The sequence below is a fragment of the Pseudomonas antarctica genome (assembly GCF_900624995.1).
GTDB lineage: Bacteria > Pseudomonadota > Gammaproteobacteria > Pseudomonadales > Pseudomonadaceae > Aquipseudomonas > Aquipseudomonas antarctica.
On sequence record NZ_UYXQ01000014.1, the window covers coordinates 66,138 to 81,779 of the forward strand.

Sequence of the window (15,642 nt, forward strand, 5' to 3'; positions counted from 1 at the left end):
GAGTTAAAGATTCCACAGTTCAAAGAGGAGGCAATTGTATTAATTAAGTGGGTTTGTAGAGTTATAGCGATGATGGCTAATTGATATGCTGGCGTCGTTTTTAGATAACCCACCGATTAAATACGACCTGGTCAGCACTCAAGGTGAGTGATGTACACGCTGCTGCGATTTATAACTGAAGTCTTTTTGCGGGATCTGCAGGGTGACTGTCGCAATCAGTTTAGTTTGCTCGCTCTCATCCAGCGCCAATTCTCCGGTTCGGGTGTCGATCAGTTCAAGTTGCCATGCCAGTAGCGTCAGGCAGTCATGCAAGGCACTCAATGCCTGGTCATGCAGTTCCATGGGGCTTGCAGCATTGGCAATGAGGTACTGAATATGCCGGGAGAATTCGCTGATCGCCTGTAATGCGAGGCCTTCGGCCTTTTCGGCCAGCCTGCTCAGGCTGATTTTCATGCAGTCGATGGCATCGCTGTCGTTGCGAATCAAATGCAGGTGGTTCAAGCATTCTTCTGATTTGGCCAGGAGCGTCTCTGCTTCGAGCAGGAAATCCGGAAGAGCAGTTTGCCATTCGTTTGCGTTATTCATCATGCAAGTCTCCACAACATAAGGTCGGGTGATGAGATGCCGCACCGGCTGAATGGCGTCAAACTACCGCTGAAATATGACTGGAATCTGTAGCCCCATTCTGAAATTTCAGTAGGACCGATACTTGAATTATCACAAATGCCGCGCAAGTCCCGCATTATTCGGGGCGATTGCACAACTTCATTTGCCGCCACGTGAGTCTCTGGAAAACTCGTGGACCGAGGGCTTGGGATGGCAAACAAAAGCCTGACTCCATTCATGCAATGAGAATGGCGTCACATTAATGGCTATTAGATATCGCGAATATCAGGTTGGGCCTGATTGTACCTAGGGGAATCCCTTACACAGCGGAACCTCGCGTCGATTTGAATGTCGCGCGTCGTTGCTGTAATGCCATTTGAAGAGGCCGATGCAGTAAAGCATGATGTCAGTGTGACATCAATGAATTTACGTGGCATTTTACGGGGGTCAAGGTCTGGCGCTTGCCGCCGATAACTAACATTAGTGAGCAGCACAATCCCACATCAGGAGCTTTTAATGGCCGGCATTCTCGACACGGTAGATCAACGCACGCAACTGGTGGGTGAGAATCGCCTGGAGATTCTTATGTTCCGCCTGGCCGGACGGCAGCTGTTCGCGATCAACGTGTTCAAGGTTCAGGAAGTGTTGCAACTGCCCAAGCTGACCCTGATGCCCCAGCGCCACCCGTTCGTGTGCGGCGTGGTCAACCTGCGTGGCCAGACCTTGCCGGTGATCGACTTGTCCCAGGCCATCGGCATGCGCCCGCTCGTGCCGGGGCCTAACAGCACCATTATCGTCACCGAGTACAACCGTTCGGTGCAGGCGTTCCTGGTGGGCGGCGTGGACCGCATTGTTAACATGAATTGGGAGGCTATCCTGCCGCCGCCGGCCAGCGCCGGGCGCCAGCATTACCTCACGGCCATCAGCAAGGTCGATGACCAGTTGGTGGAAATCATCGACGTGGAAAAAGTCCTCGCCGAAATCGTGCCGTACAACGCCAAGGTCTCCCGCGAGAAACTCGAAGACCCGGTGCTGGAACGCGCCCGTGGCCGCGAAGTGCTGCTGGTCGATGACTCCAACGTGGCCTTGTCGCAACTGCGCGACACCCTCGGGCAGCTCGGCGTGAAAATGCACATCGCCAGTGACGGCCTCAAGGCGCTGAACATGCTCAAGGCATGGGCCGACAGCGGCCAGGTGATGACCGACAAACTGCTGATGATCTTCACCGACGCCGAAATGCCCGAGATGGACGGCTACCGCCTGACCACCGAAATTCGCAACGACCCACGTCTGCGTAGCCTGTACGTGGTGCTGCACACCTCGCTGTCGGGCAGCTTCAATGAATCGATGGTGAAGAAGGTCGGTTGCGATAACTTCCTGTCCAAATTCCAGCCCGACAAGCTGGTGGATGTGGTGCGTCAACGCTTGATGCTGGACGAAGTGCCCACTTGACCTTAGGGTGACGGCTTTGCCCATCAGGAAAGCAGGCCCATGCTTCGTCTCAGCGCGTTGTACCGTTACCCCTTGAAGTCCGGCAAGGCCGAAGCCTTGCAGCAGATCGGCCTGGATAAACTCGGGTTGGACGGGGATCGACGCTGGATGCTGGTGGATGAAGCCAGTGGGCGCTTTCTTACGCAACGGGCCGTGGCGAAGATGAGCCAACTGTCGGCGCTGTGCAACAGCCGCGGCGGCCTGACCCTGAGCTCGCCTGGCTTCGCGCCCCTGGACGTGGCGCTGCCCGGCAGCACGGCGCAGTTGCGCGGTGTGACCATTTGGCGCGACACCTTGCGCGTGCCGGATGCGGGCGATGCGGCAGCGGCCTGGGTCAGCAGTTTTATTGGCCAGCCCACGCGGCTGGTGCAGGTGCCGGTAGAACGTGCACGCACCACTCAAGATGGCTACGGCAGGGACGATGATAAAGTCGGGTTCGCCGACGGCTTTCCGCTGCTGCTGATCGGTCAGGCCTCGTTGGACGACCTGTCCCAGCGCATCGGCCGCCCCATGGAAATGCTGCGTTTTCGCCCCAACCTTGTGATCGAAGGCAGCGAGGCCTTTGCCGAAGACGGGTGGAAGCGCGTACGCATTGGCGATGTGGAGTTTCGCGTGGTCAAGTCCTGTTCACGCTGCATCCTCACCACGATTGACCCCGCCAGCGGCGAACGCAGCGCTGACCGCGAACCGTTGACCACCCTCAAGACCTATCGCGAGCAGGACGGCGATGTGATGTTCGGCCAGAACCTGGTCAACGATAGCCCGGGGTACCTGGAAGTGGGCATGCCGGTGACAATTCTCGAGTAGATGGCGGCGCCCATAAAAAATGCCCGTCTCCTGCCAGACGGGCATTTTTTTCACCGGAGCAACGCTTAGCCGCGGTATTCGCACAGGTAAGCGGTGTCGACGGCGACCTTCAGCTGGAACTTGCTGTTGGCCGGTACGTTGAACTGGCTGCCGGCGGCGAAGGTTTCCCAGTCGTTGGCATCCGGCAGCTTGACGGTCAGGGCGCCGGACACTACGTGCATGATTTCACGTTGTGCGGTACCGAATTCGTACTCACCCGGAGCCATCACGCCGATGGTCGCCGGACCTTCAGCGGTGCCGAAAGCGATCGACTTGACGGTGCCGTCGAAGTATTCGTTGACTTTAAACATGGGTGAATCCTCGAAAAAGGGTCTGGAAAGGTAGGCCAGTATGCCCAAGGCCAGGGGAGCTGCCTAGACCGGCAAAATCAACGGCAGCAGGCGTGCGGTGTTGCGCGCATCCTCCAACGCCCGGTGTTGCTGGCCGTTGAACTGCATCCCCGCCAGTTGCAGGGCGCCGTTGAGCCCCAACGGCTTATCCAGGCGCCGAGCCTTGGCGAAGCGCTGCTTGAGGTTCACATGCGGCGTTTGCGCGAGCGCGCTGGCCAGGCCATGGCGTTGCCATTCGAGTTCAAGCTGCTTGCGATCATAGTCACCCCAACTGGCCCAGCCTTCCAGGCGCGTGTGATGCTGGCCCAGCCAGCGTTCGAACAGCGGCCACACATCGGTGATCGGTGCAGCGCCGTCGATGTTGGCCTGGGTGATGTGGGTGAGCTGTCGGCAGAAAGGCGTCAGCAAAGGCCGACGCAGCGGCCGCACAAAGCGCTGGAAGTGATCCAGTTCACGGCCCTGGCGGTTTACCAGGCTCGCGCCAATCTCGATGACTTCCATCTCCGTCACGGGCCAGCCGCCTTCATCCGTTGTGGCTTCAAGGTCAATAATCAGCCAATGAGGCATCGTGCAGGTTCCCATGCTCTTCCCTTCCTGATGGGGATAGAGCGTAGCCAAGCCTTGTAGTTCCGCCTAGGGCTTTTCGATCTCCAGCAAAACCTGGCGATTGCGCACCTGATCGCCTGCAATCACCTGCACGTTGTTGATCACGCCGTCGATGCCGGCCGTCAGCGGGTGCTCCATTTTCATCGCTTCGAGCACCAGCAGCAGTTGGCCTTTGGTGACGCTTTCACCGGCGCTTACGCGAATATCGACAATGGCGCCATCCATCGGCGCCTTTACGGTGCCGCTGCCGGCATCGGCCTGGCGGCCGGCGACTTGCTGGGTGCGGTTGATCACCTTCACGCCGGATAGCCAAAGTTGGGTGTCGTCGAGGTGGTAGGCGATGCTACGACGAATGCCGTTGATCTGCAGCGTGGCCCGGCGGCCATCGGTACTGAGGTTGCGAATATCGATGCCGTTGGCCAGCAGGCGGTTGTCCTGCAGAACGCTGACGGCAATGTCGCGGGGTTCGTCGTTAATTTCCAGGCGATAGGTCCAAGGCACGCTGGCGCTGTTGCGCCAGCCCGCTAAACCTTGGTGGTGGGTATCGGCGCTGTGTTGATAAAACAGCACGGCGGCCAAAGCAATCTGTTCATCCGTCGCGGCCTGGCGGGGGATTTCGTTGAAGTGTTCGGCGATGAATCCGGTGCTGAAATCGCCGGCGATAAAGTCCGGGTGTTTAAGCAAATCGGCGAGCAATCGCTGGTTGGTCATGACGCCCAGCAATACCGTGTCTTCCACTGCTCGCAACAACTTGCGCCGAGCTTCTTCACGGGTGGCGCCGTAAGCGATGAGCTTGCCGAGCATTGCGTCGTAGAACGGGCTGATGCGTTGGCCTTCGAGTACGCCGTGATCTATCCGCACGCCGATGGCAGGCGCCCAGCGCAGCACGTCACCGGTTTGTGGCACAAAGCCCTGGGCTGGGTCTTCGGCGTACAGGCGTACTTCCAGGGCGTGACCGCTCAGGGTCACGTCGGCCTGTTTGAGTGGCAGCGGTTCACCGGCGGCGATTTGCAGTTGCCAGGCCACCAGGTCGAGGCCGGTGATCAGCTCGGTGACGGGGTGCTCCACTTGCAGGCGCGTGTTCATTTCCAGGAAATAGAACTGGCCGTTGCGGTCGAGCAGGAACTCCACGGTGCCGGCGCCGACGTAATCGACCGCCCGCCCGGCCTTAAGCGCAGCTTCGCCCATGGCTTGGCGCAGCTCTGGGGTCATCACGGGGCAGGGGGCTTCCTCGATGACTTTCTGGTGGCGGCGCTGGATCGAGCAGTCGCGTTCGCCCAGGTAGATGAGCTGGCCATGGCTGTCGCCAAACAGCTGGATCTCCACATGGCGTGGGTCGATCAGAGCTTGCTCAAGGATCAGCTCATCGCTGCCGAAGGCGTTCATGGCTTCAGAACGGGCAGTGCGCAATTGGTCGAGCAGTTGGGTGCTGTCGTGCACCAGGCGCATGCCGCGGCCGCCACCGCCGGCGCTGGCTTTGATCATCAGAGGGTAGCCGATGCGGCTGGCTGCTTGTTGCAGGGTGGTGTCGTCTTGTTGGCTGCCTTGGTAGCCGGCGATGCAGGGCACGCCAGCCTCAAGCATGGCCAGTTTCGACAGGCGTTTGCTGCCCATCAGTTCGATGGCCCCGGGGCTGGGGCCGATGAAGGTGATGTTCGCGTGTTGGCAGGCGCGGGCGAACTCGGCGTTTTCGGAGAGGAAGCCGTAGCCGGGGTGGATGGCGTCGGCGCCGGTTTTTTGCGCGGCATCGAGGATGGCCGGGATGTTCAGGTACGACTGGTGGACTGGGCCGGGGCCGATGTTGACGGCTTCGTCGGCCATCTGTACGTGCAGGGCTTGGGCGTCGGCGTCGCTATAGACGGCGACGGTGCGGTAGCCCAAGCCTTGAGCGGTGCGCTGGATACGGCAGGCGATTTCGCCGCGGTTGGCGATCAGGATTTTGCTGAATGTGGGCATTGGTTTATCCCTGGGTAATCGGGTGTTTGTTCTGGCCCCATCGCAGGCAAGCCAGCTCCCACCTGTTGAAATGGGTTCTCCCTGTGGGGGCTGGCTTGCCTGCGATGGCGTCATTTGCACCACCTAGGCTTACGCTTCTGCACAAAAGCTTGCGTCCCCTCTATTCCTTCCACGCCAGTCACTGCCTCAGCAAACCACTGCGCCCCGCGATCCAGTACGGCCTCAAGCGGTTCATCGGCACTGGCCAGTAACAAGGCTTTCGTCCGTCCATTGGCCCCCGGCGCGCACTGCAACACTTGCCCCAGCACCTCATCCAGGCGCTCCGCCAATGCCTGTGCATCGCTCTCGGCAAAATGCACCACGCCCAGGCGCTGCGCCTCAACCCCATCAAACCGCGCCGCCGTCAGCGCCAGCCGCCGCGCCTGGGTCAGACCAATGCGCTTCACCACAAACGGCGCAATTTGCGCTGGTAACAGGCCCAGGCTGGTCTCCGGCAGGCCGAACTGCGCCTTATGATCGGCTATCGCAATGTCACTCACACACGCCAGCCCAAACCCACCGCCCAGCACCGCACCTTGCAGCACCACGATGACCACCTGCGGCACGGCCTCGACTGCTTGCAGCAAGGTACCGAACGCACGGTTCAGCGCCTGCAACTGCGCCTTGCCACCTGCGGTGACCATGTCCTTCACATCCGCCCCTGCGCAGAAGTGCCCACCCGCGCCGCTGATCACCAGTGCACGCACCTGGCTGTCCAATTGCGCCAGTACCGCACGCAGCTCATTAACCATTTCCAGGCTCATGGCGTTGCGATTCGCCGGGCGGTTCAGGGTAATGTGCAGCACGCCGTTATGCGGTTCGAGCAGCCGCGTATTCATGACTTTTTCCCAGGCAGGGTGCCCATCAGTTTGCAGATGATGCCCAGCATGATCTCGTCGGCGCCGCCGCCAATCGAGACCAGCCGCACGTCGCGATAGGCGCGGGCCACCGGGTTGTCCCACATAAAGCCCATGCCGCCCCAGTATTGCAGGCAGCTGTCGCTGACTTCGCGGCCCAGGCGCCCGGCCTTGAGTTTGGCCATGGAGGCCAGGCGGGTCACGTCCTGGCCTTTGATGTATTGCTCGGTGGCTTGGTAGACCAGCGCACGCAGGCATTCGATTTCGGTGGCCAGCTCGGCCAGGCGGAAGTGGATGACCTGATTGTCGATCAGCGCCTTGCCGAACGTCTGGCGCTCCTTGCAGTAGTCGATGGTGCTGTCGATGCAGTACTCCAGGCCCTTGATCATGTTGGCCGCGCCAAACAGGCGTTCCTCCTGGAACTGCAGCATTTGCATCATGAAGCCCGCGCCTTCGTGGCCGATACGGTTGCGCTGCGGCACGCGCACGCCGTCGAAGAACACCTGGGCGGTCTCGGAGCTGTGCATGCCGAGTTTTTCCAGGGGCGGGCTGACGCTGATGCCCGGCGTGTTCATCGCCACCATGATCAGCGACTTGTTGATGTGCGGCTTGTCGTCCGAGGTGTTGGCCAGCAGGCAGATAAAGTCGGCGCTGGGCGAATTGGTGATCCACATTTTGCTGCCGTTGATGACGTAGTCGTCGCCGACCTTGCGCGCATGGGTTTTCAGCCCGGCCACGTCGGAGCCCGCACCGGTTTCCGAGACGCCGATGCAGCCCACTTGCTCGCCGCTGATGGCCGGGCGCAGGAACTCGTCGCGCAGCTCATCGCTGCCGAAGCGGGCGAGGGCGGGGGTGCACATGTCGGTCTGCACGCCGATGGACATCGGGATGCCGCCGCAGCGAATAGTGCCGAACTCTTCGGCCGCGACGATGGAGTAGCTGTAGTCGAGGCCCATGCCGCCGAATTTTTCCGGCTTGGAAATGCCCAACAGGCCGAGGTCGCCAGCCTTGCGGAAAATGGCGTGGATGGGAAAGCGCCCGGCTTTTTCCCATTCGTCCACATGTGGGTTGATCTCGCGGTCGACGAAGGCGCGCACGGTGCGGCGCAGTTCCTGATGTTCTTGGGTAAAGATCATTGTTGTTGTTCTCCCTGTGGGGACGCGGAGCGTCCTGGGCTGCATTCCCACGTGGAGCGTGGGAACGATCACGTTAGAGGCGCGCTACACCGAAGCTGTTGGGCTGCAACTGCCGCCCCTCGGCTTCATGGCAAATATCCAGCAGGTAGCCCAGCAGCGTGCGGGTATCGCGTGGATCGATCAGCCCGTCGTCCCACAGATTCGCGCTGCCATAGAGCGCGGTGGACTGGCTGTCGAGCTTCTGCGCCGTGACCTGTTCGAGCATGTCCAGCACCTTGGGGTCGGGCACCAAACCATCCTTGAGTTGCTTGGCTTCGGTGACGATGCGCAGCACCTTGCCCGCTTGCGCGCCGCCCATCACCGCCGTGCGGCTGTTGGGCCAGGCGAAGATAAAGCGCGGGTCCAGGCCACGGCCGCACATCGCATAGTTGCCGGCGCCGTAAGAGCCGCCGACCACCACCGTGAGTTTAGGCACCCGCGCGTTGGCCACCGCCTGGATCATCTTCGCGCCGTGCTTGATCACGCCTTGCTGCTCCGACTCGGTGCCCACCATAAAACCGGTGGTGTTGTGCAGGAACAACAGCGGCGTGCTGCTCTGGTCGCACAGCTGAATAAACTGCGCGGCCTTGCTTGCGCCTTTGGGCGTGATCGGGCCGTTATTGCCGATCACGCCAACGGCGCGGCCTTGGATATGCAAGTGGCCGCAGACGGTGTGGGCATCGAACTCGCCCTTGAATTCGAGGAAGTTGGAACCGTCGGCCAGGCGCGCGAGGATTTCGCGCACATCGTAGGGTTTTTTCGGGTCGTCGGGGATTAGCCCCAGCAGCGCTTCGATGGGATACAGCGGCTCTTTGTAATCGCGTTTGGGTGCAAGCGGCAGGCGATCATTCCACGGCAACAGGCTGACAATCTCACGCACGATGCGCACGCCGTCGGCATCGTTTTCCGCCAGGTATTCGGCGGTGCCAGCGGTCTGTGCATGCATTTCGGCGCCGCCCAATGCCTCATCCGTCGCTACTTCGCCGGTGGCGGCCTTGAGCAGCGGCGGCCCGGCGAGGAACAGCTTGGCCTTGCCGCGCACCACCACCACGTAGTCCGACAGCCCCGGCTGATACGCACCGCCCGCCGTGGCCGAGCCGTGCACCACGGTGATCTGCGGCAGGCCCATGGCGGACATGCGCGCCTGGTTGGCAAAGCTGCGCGCGCCTTCGACGAAAATCTCGGCGGCATAGTTGAGGTTGGCGCCGCCGCTTTCGGCGAGAGTGACCACCGGCAATTTGTTTTCCATGGCGATCTGCTGCAGGCGCAGGGATTTTTTCAACCCCGAAGGGGAAATGGTGCCGCCTTTAATCGCGCTGTTGTTCGCCACGACCAGCATGCGCACGCCGCTGACGTAGCCGATGCCAGCGATCAAGCCGCCACCAGCTGCGCTGCCGTCTTTGTCGTCGTGGAGTTTGTAGCCGGCCAGGCTGGCCAGTTCCAGGAACGGCGCGCCGGGGTCCAGCAGCAGGTTGAGGCGCTCGCGGGGCAGCAGTTGGCCGCGCTTGTCGAATTTGGTTTTGGCCTCCTGTGCCTTGCTTAACAGGGTGTGTTCCAGCTGGCGCAATTGCGCGATAGCGGCCAGCATTGCTTCGCGGTTTTGCGCGAACTGCGGGCTGTGGGCGTCGATCAAGCTTTCAATTACCGGCATGCGCTATTGCTCCACCTTGAGTACATCCGGCAGGTAGGCGCGGTGGAAACCATTGAAGGGTTCACTCGGCGGCTGCGCCTTGGGCAACGGCCAGGCGCGACTGCCCAGGCTGGCGGCGCCATCGATGCGCAAGGTGCTGCCGCTGATGAACGCGGCAGCGGGGCTGAGCAGGAACACAATGGCCGCGCTGACTTCCGACTCGGTGCCGATACGCTTGAGCGGCACGTGTTCGCGCAGGGTCGGGATCACCGCCTTAAACGCGCCTTCGTAGGTGTCCATGCCGCTGGAGGCAATCCAGCCCGGCGCCACGGCATTGACGCGCACCCCGGCGTAACCCCATTCGAAGGCGGCGGTCTTGGTGAAGTTGTCCATCCCTGAGCGCGCTGCGCCCGAGTGGCCCATGCCGGGCATGCCGCCCCACATGTCGGCGAGCATGTTGACGATGGCGCCACCGTGCTTGCTCATCGACTGGTTGAACACTTCCCGCGCCACCAGGAAACCGCCGACCAGGTTGGTGCGCAGCACGGTTTCAAAACCCTTTTGATTGATCGAAGCCAGGGGCGATGGGTATTGGCCGCCTGCGTTATTCACCAGCCCGTGAATCGGCCCGTGGGCGTCAATGACCTGTGCCACCAGCGCCTTCACGGCCTCTTCATCGCGAATATCGCAGGCCTGCCAATGGGCCGTGCCCCCGTCTTCGGCAATTTCCGCCGCCACCGCTTGCAGTTTTTCCGGCTTGCGCCCCACCAGGATCACATGGGCGCCGAGTGCCGCCAGCTCATGGGCGGTGCAGCGGCCAATGCCGCTGCCGCCGCCAGTGACGATCACGGTTTGTCCTTGGAACAGGTCGGCTTTGAAGATTGAGGCGAAGGCCACGGCAACGCTCCTTTATTTGAATTGATCGGCGATGTGTTGCGGCACGGCGATGGGGATTTCCAGCAGTTGCTGGGCGAAGGCTTTGCCCTGCGGGTCGATGCGCAGGCTGGCAATACCGCCGCCGCCCAGGGCGTTTTCCAGCAGGAAATTCAGGCTGTGGCTGCCGGGCAAGTACCAGCGCTCGACGCGGCCGTGGACGGGGTCGAGTACGTGGCTCATCCAGTCGACGATCACTTGCGGGGTCAGCACTTCGGCGATCCACGGCAGGTAGTCGGGGTGGCGGGCGATCACGCCGATATTGCTGTGGTTGCCCTTGTCGCCGGAGCGCGCCACGGCCAGTTTCACCAGCGGCACACTCGCGTCGGCACGGCCTTGGGGCTTGGGTGGGTCGATCGGTGCGGCCGGGGTGACGAGTGGCGCAGAGGCGGGCAGTTCAATGGTGTGGCGCTGGCCTTGGACGTCGATCACCAGCTCGCAGGAGGATTTATCGATCAGGAATGAAAACAGCCGAATCAGCGGATACACCGTCGGCCGTCCACCGACGATCCCGGTCAGCCCGGGCGCCATGCCGGTCGCCGCCTGGGCGATCTCGCGGGCGAACAACACCAGCGCCTGTTTGCTTGGGTGGCGCACCGCGAGTTTCACCACCACTTCGCGACAATCCTGGCGCTGGGCGTGGGCGCCGTAAGTGGCTTCGCTGCCGAGTAATTCGATGTTCACCTCGGTGTAAGGCGCCCAGCCGCGTTGGCTGAACAGTTCCGAGGTCTTGTTGATGATCGCCTGGCTGACCCGCTCGGCCTTGGCCACCGCGTCGATCCCGGCGATCAGGCAGCTGGCGGTGCAACGAAAACCGTCCGGGTAGGTGGCGCTGACCTTGTATTGATCGGTCGGTGGCAAGCCCTTGGCCCCGTGCAGGCGCACGCTGTGTTTGCCTTGCTGCTGCAATTTGACCTGGCTGAAATCGCAGATCACGTCGGGCAGCAGGTAGGCGCGCGGGTCGCCGATTTCATACAGCAGTTGCTCGGCCACGCTGAGTTCACTGATCAGCCCGCCGCTGCCGTCAACCTTGTTGACGGTGAACTGGCCGTCGTCGCTGACCTCGACGATGGGAAAACCGATGTGTTCGTAGTCTGGCACGTCGCGCCAATCGGTGAAGTTGCCGCCGGTGCACTGCGCGCCACATTCGATGATATGCCCGGCCAGTGCGGCTTGGGCGAGGCGGTCGTAGTCCTGCCACGACCAGTTGAATTCGTGCACCAGTGCAGCGCTGACCACCGCGCTGTCGACCACGCGGCCGGTGATGATGATGTCCGCGCCCAGTTCCAGCGCAGCGGTAATGCCCGGCGCGCCGAGGTAGGCGTTGGCGGATACGCACATCGGCGGCAGCGGCGCGCCGGTGAACATGTCGGTGACGCCTTGCAGCTGTTTGAGCTGCGGTTGCAGGTCGTCGCCCAGCAGTACGGCGATTTTCAGCCGGGTTTGAGCCTTGTCGCAGGCCGCTTGCAGGGCGGCAGCGCAGGCCTGAGGGTTAATGCCGCCAGCATTGCTGATCACGCGGATGCCCTGGCGCTGAATATCGCCCAGCAGCGGCGTGAGCACCTCCACAAAATCGGTGGCGTAGCCGGCCTGTGGGTCTTTCATCCGCGCACCGGCGAGGATCGACATCGTGACTTCCGCCAAATAGTCGAACACCAGGTAATCCAGCGCGCCGCCGTGCACCAGTTGGGCGGCGGCGGTGCATGTATCACCCCAGAAGGCGCTGGCGCAGCCGATACGAACCGTCTTGCTCATGAGAAATCCTTCCTCGAATGGCTGGCGTCGAGACTACCAAGCAAGCGCTTGGTTTGTAAACTAGGCGCCTAAGTTTTGCCCAAGCGCTTGCTTGGCTGGCGGCCACGGCCTAAATTGCCGCCCTAGATGTCAGCACACGTGAAGGAGAGAGGCATGGATGAGCAAAAAGCCCTACGGGTGATGCGCACCATGGTCGATGCCGGCCAATTGACCGACCCCGACAGTGCCCGGGGCAAATTGCTGCAAACCGCAGCTCACCTGTTCCGCAACAAGGGCTTTGAGCGCACCACTGTGCGTGACCTGGCCAGCGCGGTGGGGATTCAGTCCGGCAGCATCTTTCATCACTTCAAGAGCAAGGACGAGATCCTGCGCGCGGTGATGGAGGAAACCATCCACTACAACACCGCCATGATGCGCGCGTCCCTTGAAGAAGCGAGAGACGTGCGTGAACGCGTGTTGGCGCTGATTCGTTGCGAATTGCAGTCGATTATGGGCGGCAGCGGCGAAGCCATGGCGGTGCTGGTCTACGAGTGGCGCTCACTGTCGGTCGATGGCCAGGCCCAGGTGCTGGCGTTGCGCGATGTCTACGAGGCGATCTGGTTGCAGGTGCTGGGTGAGGCCAAGGCTGCGGGTTACATCAGGGGCGACGTATTTATTACCCGACGCTTTCTCACGGGCGCGTTGTCTTGGACCACCACGTGGTTTCGCGCCCAAGGCAGCCTGACCTTGGAGCAATTGGCCGAAGAGGCCCTGATGATGGTGCTGAAGGCCGATTGAGGTGCAAGCCATTAATTTGCCGATGGAAAGTTGTCTCACCTGACAAAAACGCCTAGCTTATTGCCATCAGAGTATTAAACGGTGTGTGCCTCAATGTTTTCGCCATGGCGGCTGGCTGCAGGATTGACTTTATGGGCACTGGGCACCGCGTGGTGTGTGCCGGCTTCGGCTGCGCAATTGGTGTGTGCCGGCTTCGGCTGCGCAATTGGTGAGGATCGGTGCCGCGCATTTTCCGCCGTACACCGTACGCCCTGAGCAAGGCGCCGACACCGGTTTACTGCCGCAACTGGTCGAAGCCTTGAACGCCGCGCAAACCGACTACCAGTTTGTGCTAGTGCCAACGTCTATCCCACGGCGTTTTCGGGATTTCGAGCAAGGTCGGGTCGACATGGCTATCTTCGAAAACCCCGATTGGGGTTGGCAGAACATTGCCCATACCAGCATCGACATGGGCCTGGAAGACGCCGAAATCTTCGTCGCCCAACGTGAGGCCGGTCGCGATCAAAGCTATTTCGCCGACTTAAAAGGCAAGCGCCTGGCGGTGTTCAGCGGCTATCACTACGCCTTCGCCCACTTCAACCCTGACCCCAAGTACATGGCCGAACACTTCAATGCCACGTTGACCTATTCCCATGACAGCAACCTGCTGATGGTTGCGCGTGGGCGTGCCGATATCGCGCTGGTCACGCGTTCGTACTTGAGTGATTTCATGGTGCGCAACGCAGACATGGCCGGGCAGTTCCTGGTCTCGGAGCGGATTGACCAGGTGTATCACCACTACGCGCTGCTGCGCCCGAAGGCACCGATTACCGGGGCGGCGTTTGCCGAGCTGCTCAAGCGCCTGCGTGATAATGGGCAGATGTTGAAGATATTTGAGCCGTATCGCATTGATGTGACGACGGTGCGCTGAGGTTGGTGTTTAAGAAGGTTCCTGTGGCGAGCCCGCTCGCCACAACAAGCCTGTTCACTCTTTGATCAATCAAACCCGCCGCGCAAACGTATCGCTATGGCTGCCCGACACCTTGCGGCAGTGCACCAGCGCATCACGAATCATGAAGTTCACCAGGGTTGGCGACACGCCCAGTTCCTTGGCAATGTCCTTTTGCGGTACGCCGTGCAGGCGGTACATCTCGAACGCATAGCGGGTGCGCTGGGGCAGCTCCGTCAGGGCGTCGGCAATGTTTTCCAGGGTGTTGAAGTTGATGTGGGAGGTTTCCGGTGATGCGCCGTGAATGACCACATTCAAGCCTTCCTCTTCCGTCCCGGAGTATTTGAGCTCCAGGGCCTGCTTGCGGTAGTGATCGATCGCCAGGTTGCGCACGATCTGGAACAGATAACTCAATTGGGCCTTGAACGATGAGGTAATCGTCGGCGCCGATTGCAACCGGAAGTAAGCGTCCTGCACGACGTCTTCGGCGCGCGAGCGGCAGCCGGTAATGCGTGCCGCGATCTTCACCAGAATCAAACGATTGTCGACGAATGCCTGGAGAAGCGGTGAGTCGCACCTACCTGTGGATACTTGTTCCGTCATGGAAATCACCTTGTCGCAAAAGAGGTTAGGGGAGGGCGTCCTTGCTGAGGCCTCCTACACATCGGGCAACAAATTATGCTTAATGATAATGATTGTCAAATGAGAAGGCGAACTAATCTTATGCCTTCTTGGAAGGTGTGAACCACGTCTTGCTCCTTCCCGGCGACTAATTATTTGCTCGCTCCGTCCGTTCTCATGGGTGACAGGTCCGTTAACAAACGGCCAAGGATCAGCGCCCGCAGGAGGACGACATGGGTTTGTATCGTGCATACAGCGTGTTTCAGTTTGGAGCCCTTCGATGAGTGCCTCCACGCGACTGCGCCTGTTTTGCCTGCCCTATTCGGGTGCCAGTGCCATGGTTTACACGCGTTGGCGCCGGGCTTTGCCGGACTGGTTGCAGGTGTGCCCACTGGAATTGCCCGGGCGCGGCATGCGCATGGATGAGCCGTTGCAGCGCGACATCAAGGCCTTGGCTGCGCAGCTGGCAGATGAAGTCAGCCGTGAGCTGAATGGCCCCTATGCCTTGTTCGGCCACAGCCTCGGCGGCTTGTTGGCGTTCGAGCTGGCCCACGCCCTGCGTGAGCGTGGCGTGCCCGCGCCGCTGGCGTTATTTGCCTCCGGCACCGCTGGCCCGGCGCGCCGTGATGTCAGCGAATACGCGATTGCAAAATCCGACGCACAACTGATCGCCCGCCTGCGCGAACTGCAAGGCACCGCCGAAGAAGCCCTGGCCAACCCCGAGCTGATGCAGTTGATGCTGCCGATCCTGCGCGCCGATTTTCTGCTGTGCGGCAGCTTCACCTACGGCCAGCGTGAGCCGTTGGGCATGCCGATCCATGTGTTCGGCGGCAAGCAAGACAGCGTGCGGGCCGAGCAGTTACTCGACTGGCAGGCCGACACCGCCAGCGGCTTTTCCCTGGACATGTTTGACGGCCACCACTTCTTCCTCGTGCAGCACGAAAGCGCCGTGCTGCGCTGCCTGCGGCGCTATGCCGACGAACACCTGGCGCGCTGGCGCAATGGCGCCGCGTGGCCACTGGCCGCCGGTTAAGCGCTCCCTAATTCTCGATTTTCCCGTAAGCCGATTTCA

The 15,642-nt window shown here is 61.1% G+C and carries 14 protein-coding genes and 1 pseudogene; 5 read left to right on the forward strand and 10 right to left on the reverse strand.

The genetic code is table 11. The annotated features are described in order from the left end of the window. Positions 1-138 precede the first annotated feature (138 nt). Positions 139-588, reverse strand: coding sequence for a hypothetical protein (locus tag E0F99_RS11700; RefSeq protein ID WP_173667112.1), 450 nt, complete (start codon positions 586-588; stop codon positions 139-141). 534 nt (positions 589-1,122) lie between these two features. Here E0F99_RS11700 and E0F99_RS11705 point away from each other — a divergent pair. After that, the gene (locus E0F99_RS11705; protein ID WP_083357524.1) at positions 1,123-2,058 is read left to right on the forward strand and encodes a chemotaxis protein CheV; all 936 of its coding nucleotides are present in this window, start codon (positions 1,123-1,125) and stop codon (positions 2,056-2,058) included. A 39-nt stretch (positions 2,059-2,097) separates the two neighbouring features. Then, a complete protein-coding gene (locus E0F99_RS11710) occupies positions 2,098-2,904 on the forward strand; it encodes an MOSC domain-containing protein (RefSeq protein WP_083357525.1) in 807 nt (268 codons plus the stop codon). 65 nt (positions 2,905-2,969) lie between these two features. Here the strand turns inward: E0F99_RS11710 and ppnP are convergent, their stop codons facing one another. From ppnP to E0F99_RS11750, 8 genes are all read right to left on the reverse strand, one after another. Next, positions 2,970-3,254 (reverse strand): pyrimidine/purine nucleoside phosphorylase, encoded by a 285-nt coding sequence (ppnP, locus tag E0F99_RS11715; RefSeq protein ID WP_049712179.1) that lies wholly within the window; start codon positions 3,252-3,254, stop codon positions 2,970-2,972. Positions 3,255-3,317: 63 nt separating this feature from the next. Beyond that, on the reverse strand, positions 3,318-3,860 hold the full coding sequence (locus tag E0F99_RS11720) for a 3'-5' exonuclease (RefSeq protein ID WP_083360388.1): 543 nt from the start codon (positions 3,858-3,860) through the stop codon (positions 3,318-3,320). Between the two features lie 66 nt (positions 3,861-3,926). Continuing rightward, on the reverse strand, positions 3,927-5,855 hold the full coding sequence (locus tag E0F99_RS11725) for an acetyl/propionyl/methylcrotonyl-CoA carboxylase subunit alpha (RefSeq protein WP_083357526.1): 1,929 nt from the start codon (positions 5,853-5,855) through the stop codon (positions 3,927-3,929). A gap of 110 nt (positions 5,856-5,965) precedes the next feature. Continuing rightward, entirely contained in the window at positions 5,966-6,733 is a 768-nt protein-coding gene (locus tag E0F99_RS11730; RefSeq protein ID WP_130908773.1) for an enoyl-CoA hydratase/isomerase family protein, read from the reverse strand. Then, positions 6,730-7,887: a citronellyl-CoA dehydrogenase gene (atuD, locus tag E0F99_RS11735; RefSeq protein ID WP_083357528.1), complete on the reverse strand. Its 1,158-nt coding sequence runs from the start codon at positions 7,885-7,887 to the stop codon at positions 6,730-6,732. The genes E0F99_RS11730 and atuD overlap by 4 nt, the downstream gene beginning before the upstream one ends. A 73-nt stretch (positions 7,888-7,960) precedes the next feature. Next, entirely contained in the window at positions 7,961-9,577 is a 1,617-nt protein-coding gene (gene atuC, locus E0F99_RS11740; RefSeq protein ID WP_083357529.1) for a geranyl-CoA carboxylase subunit beta, read from the reverse strand. A 3-nt stretch (positions 9,578-9,580) separates the two neighbouring features. Then, a complete protein-coding gene (locus E0F99_RS11745; protein WP_083357530.1) occupies positions 9,581-10,453 on the reverse strand; it encodes an SDR family oxidoreductase in 873 nt (290 codons plus the stop codon). Positions 10,454-10,465: 12 nt separating this feature from the next. Further along, complete coding sequence (locus E0F99_RS11750; RefSeq protein ID WP_083357531.1) at positions 10,466-12,244, reverse strand: acyclic terpene utilization AtuA family protein; 1,779 nt, start codon at positions 12,242-12,244, stop codon at positions 10,466-10,468. A gap of 153 nt (positions 12,245-12,397) precedes the next feature. On the opposite strand from E0F99_RS11750, the gene E0F99_RS11755 reads away from it, so the two are divergent. Both E0F99_RS11755 and E0F99_RS11760 read left to right on the forward strand, forming a co-directional pair. Then, on the forward strand, positions 12,398-13,021 hold the full coding sequence (locus tag E0F99_RS11755) for a TetR/AcrR family transcriptional regulator (protein WP_083357532.1): 624 nt from the start codon (positions 12,398-12,400) through the stop codon (positions 13,019-13,021). 93 nt (positions 13,022-13,114) lie between these two features. After that, positions 13,115-13,931: pseudogene (locus tag E0F99_RS11760) on the forward strand (substrate-binding periplasmic protein). 69 nt (positions 13,932-14,000) lie between these two features. Here E0F99_RS11760 and E0F99_RS11765 read toward each other — a convergent pair. Next, positions 14,001-14,552 carry an RNA polymerase factor sigma-70 gene (locus E0F99_RS11765; RefSeq protein WP_005789991.1) on the reverse strand — a complete coding sequence of 184 codons (552 nt, stop codon included), beginning with the start codon at positions 14,550-14,552 and terminating at the stop codon, positions 14,001-14,003. Positions 14,553-14,850: 298 nt separating this feature from the next. On the opposite strand from E0F99_RS11765, the gene E0F99_RS11770 reads away from it, so the two are divergent. After that, on the forward strand, positions 14,851-15,603 hold the full coding sequence (locus tag E0F99_RS11770) for a thioesterase II family protein (protein ID WP_083357533.1): 753 nt from the start codon (positions 14,851-14,853) through the stop codon (positions 15,601-15,603). The last annotated feature ends 39 nt before the right edge of the window (positions 15,604-15,642 follow it).

What these genes read in the sequence shown, in the direction of transcription:
- E0F99_RS11750 (WP_083357531.1), bottom strand. Translation starts at nt 12,244, where the DNA reads ATGAGCAAGACGGTTCGTATCGGCTGCGCCAGCGCCTTCTGGGGTGAT.
- atuC (WP_083357529.1), bottom strand. Translation starts at nt 9,577, where the DNA reads ATGCCGGTAATTGAAAGCTTGATCGACGCCCACAGCCCGCAGTTCGCG.
- E0F99_RS11720 (WP_083360388.1), bottom strand. Translation starts at nt 3,860, where the DNA reads ATGCCTCATTGGCTGATTATTGACCTTGAAGCCACAACGGATGAAGGC.
- E0F99_RS11770 (WP_083357533.1), top strand. Translation starts at nt 14,851, where the DNA reads ATGAGTGCCTCCACGCGACTGCGCCTGTTTTGCCTGCCCTATTCGGGT.
- E0F99_RS11730 (WP_130908773.1), bottom strand. Translation starts at nt 6,733, where the DNA reads ATGAATACGCGGCTGCTCGAACCGCATAACGGCGTGCTGCACATTACC.
- E0F99_RS11765 (WP_005789991.1), bottom strand. Translation starts at nt 14,552, where the DNA reads ATGACGGAACAAGTATCCACAGGTAGGTGCGACTCACCGCTTCTCCAG.
- atuD (WP_083357528.1), bottom strand. Translation starts at nt 7,887, where the DNA reads ATGATCTTTACCCAAGAACATCAGGAACTGCGCCGCACCGTGCGCGCC.
- E0F99_RS11755 (WP_083357532.1), top strand. Translation starts at nt 12,398, where the DNA reads ATGGATGAGCAAAAAGCCCTACGGGTGATGCGCACCATGGTCGATGCC.
- E0F99_RS11725 (WP_083357526.1), bottom strand. Translation starts at nt 5,855, where the DNA reads ATGCCCACATTCAGCAAAATCCTGATCGCCAACCGCGGCGAAATCGCC.
- ppnP (WP_049712179.1), bottom strand. Translation starts at nt 3,254, where the DNA reads ATGTTTAAAGTCAACGAATACTTCGACGGCACCGTCAAGTCGATCGCT.
- E0F99_RS11700 (WP_173667112.1), bottom strand. Translation starts at nt 588, where the DNA reads ATGATGAATAACGCAAACGAATGGCAAACTGCTCTTCCGGATTTCCTG.
- E0F99_RS11705 (WP_083357524.1), top strand. Translation starts at nt 1,123, where the DNA reads ATGGCCGGCATTCTCGACACGGTAGATCAACGCACGCAACTGGTGGGT.
- E0F99_RS11710 (WP_083357525.1), top strand. Translation starts at nt 2,098, where the DNA reads ATGCTTCGTCTCAGCGCGTTGTACCGTTACCCCTTGAAGTCCGGCAAG.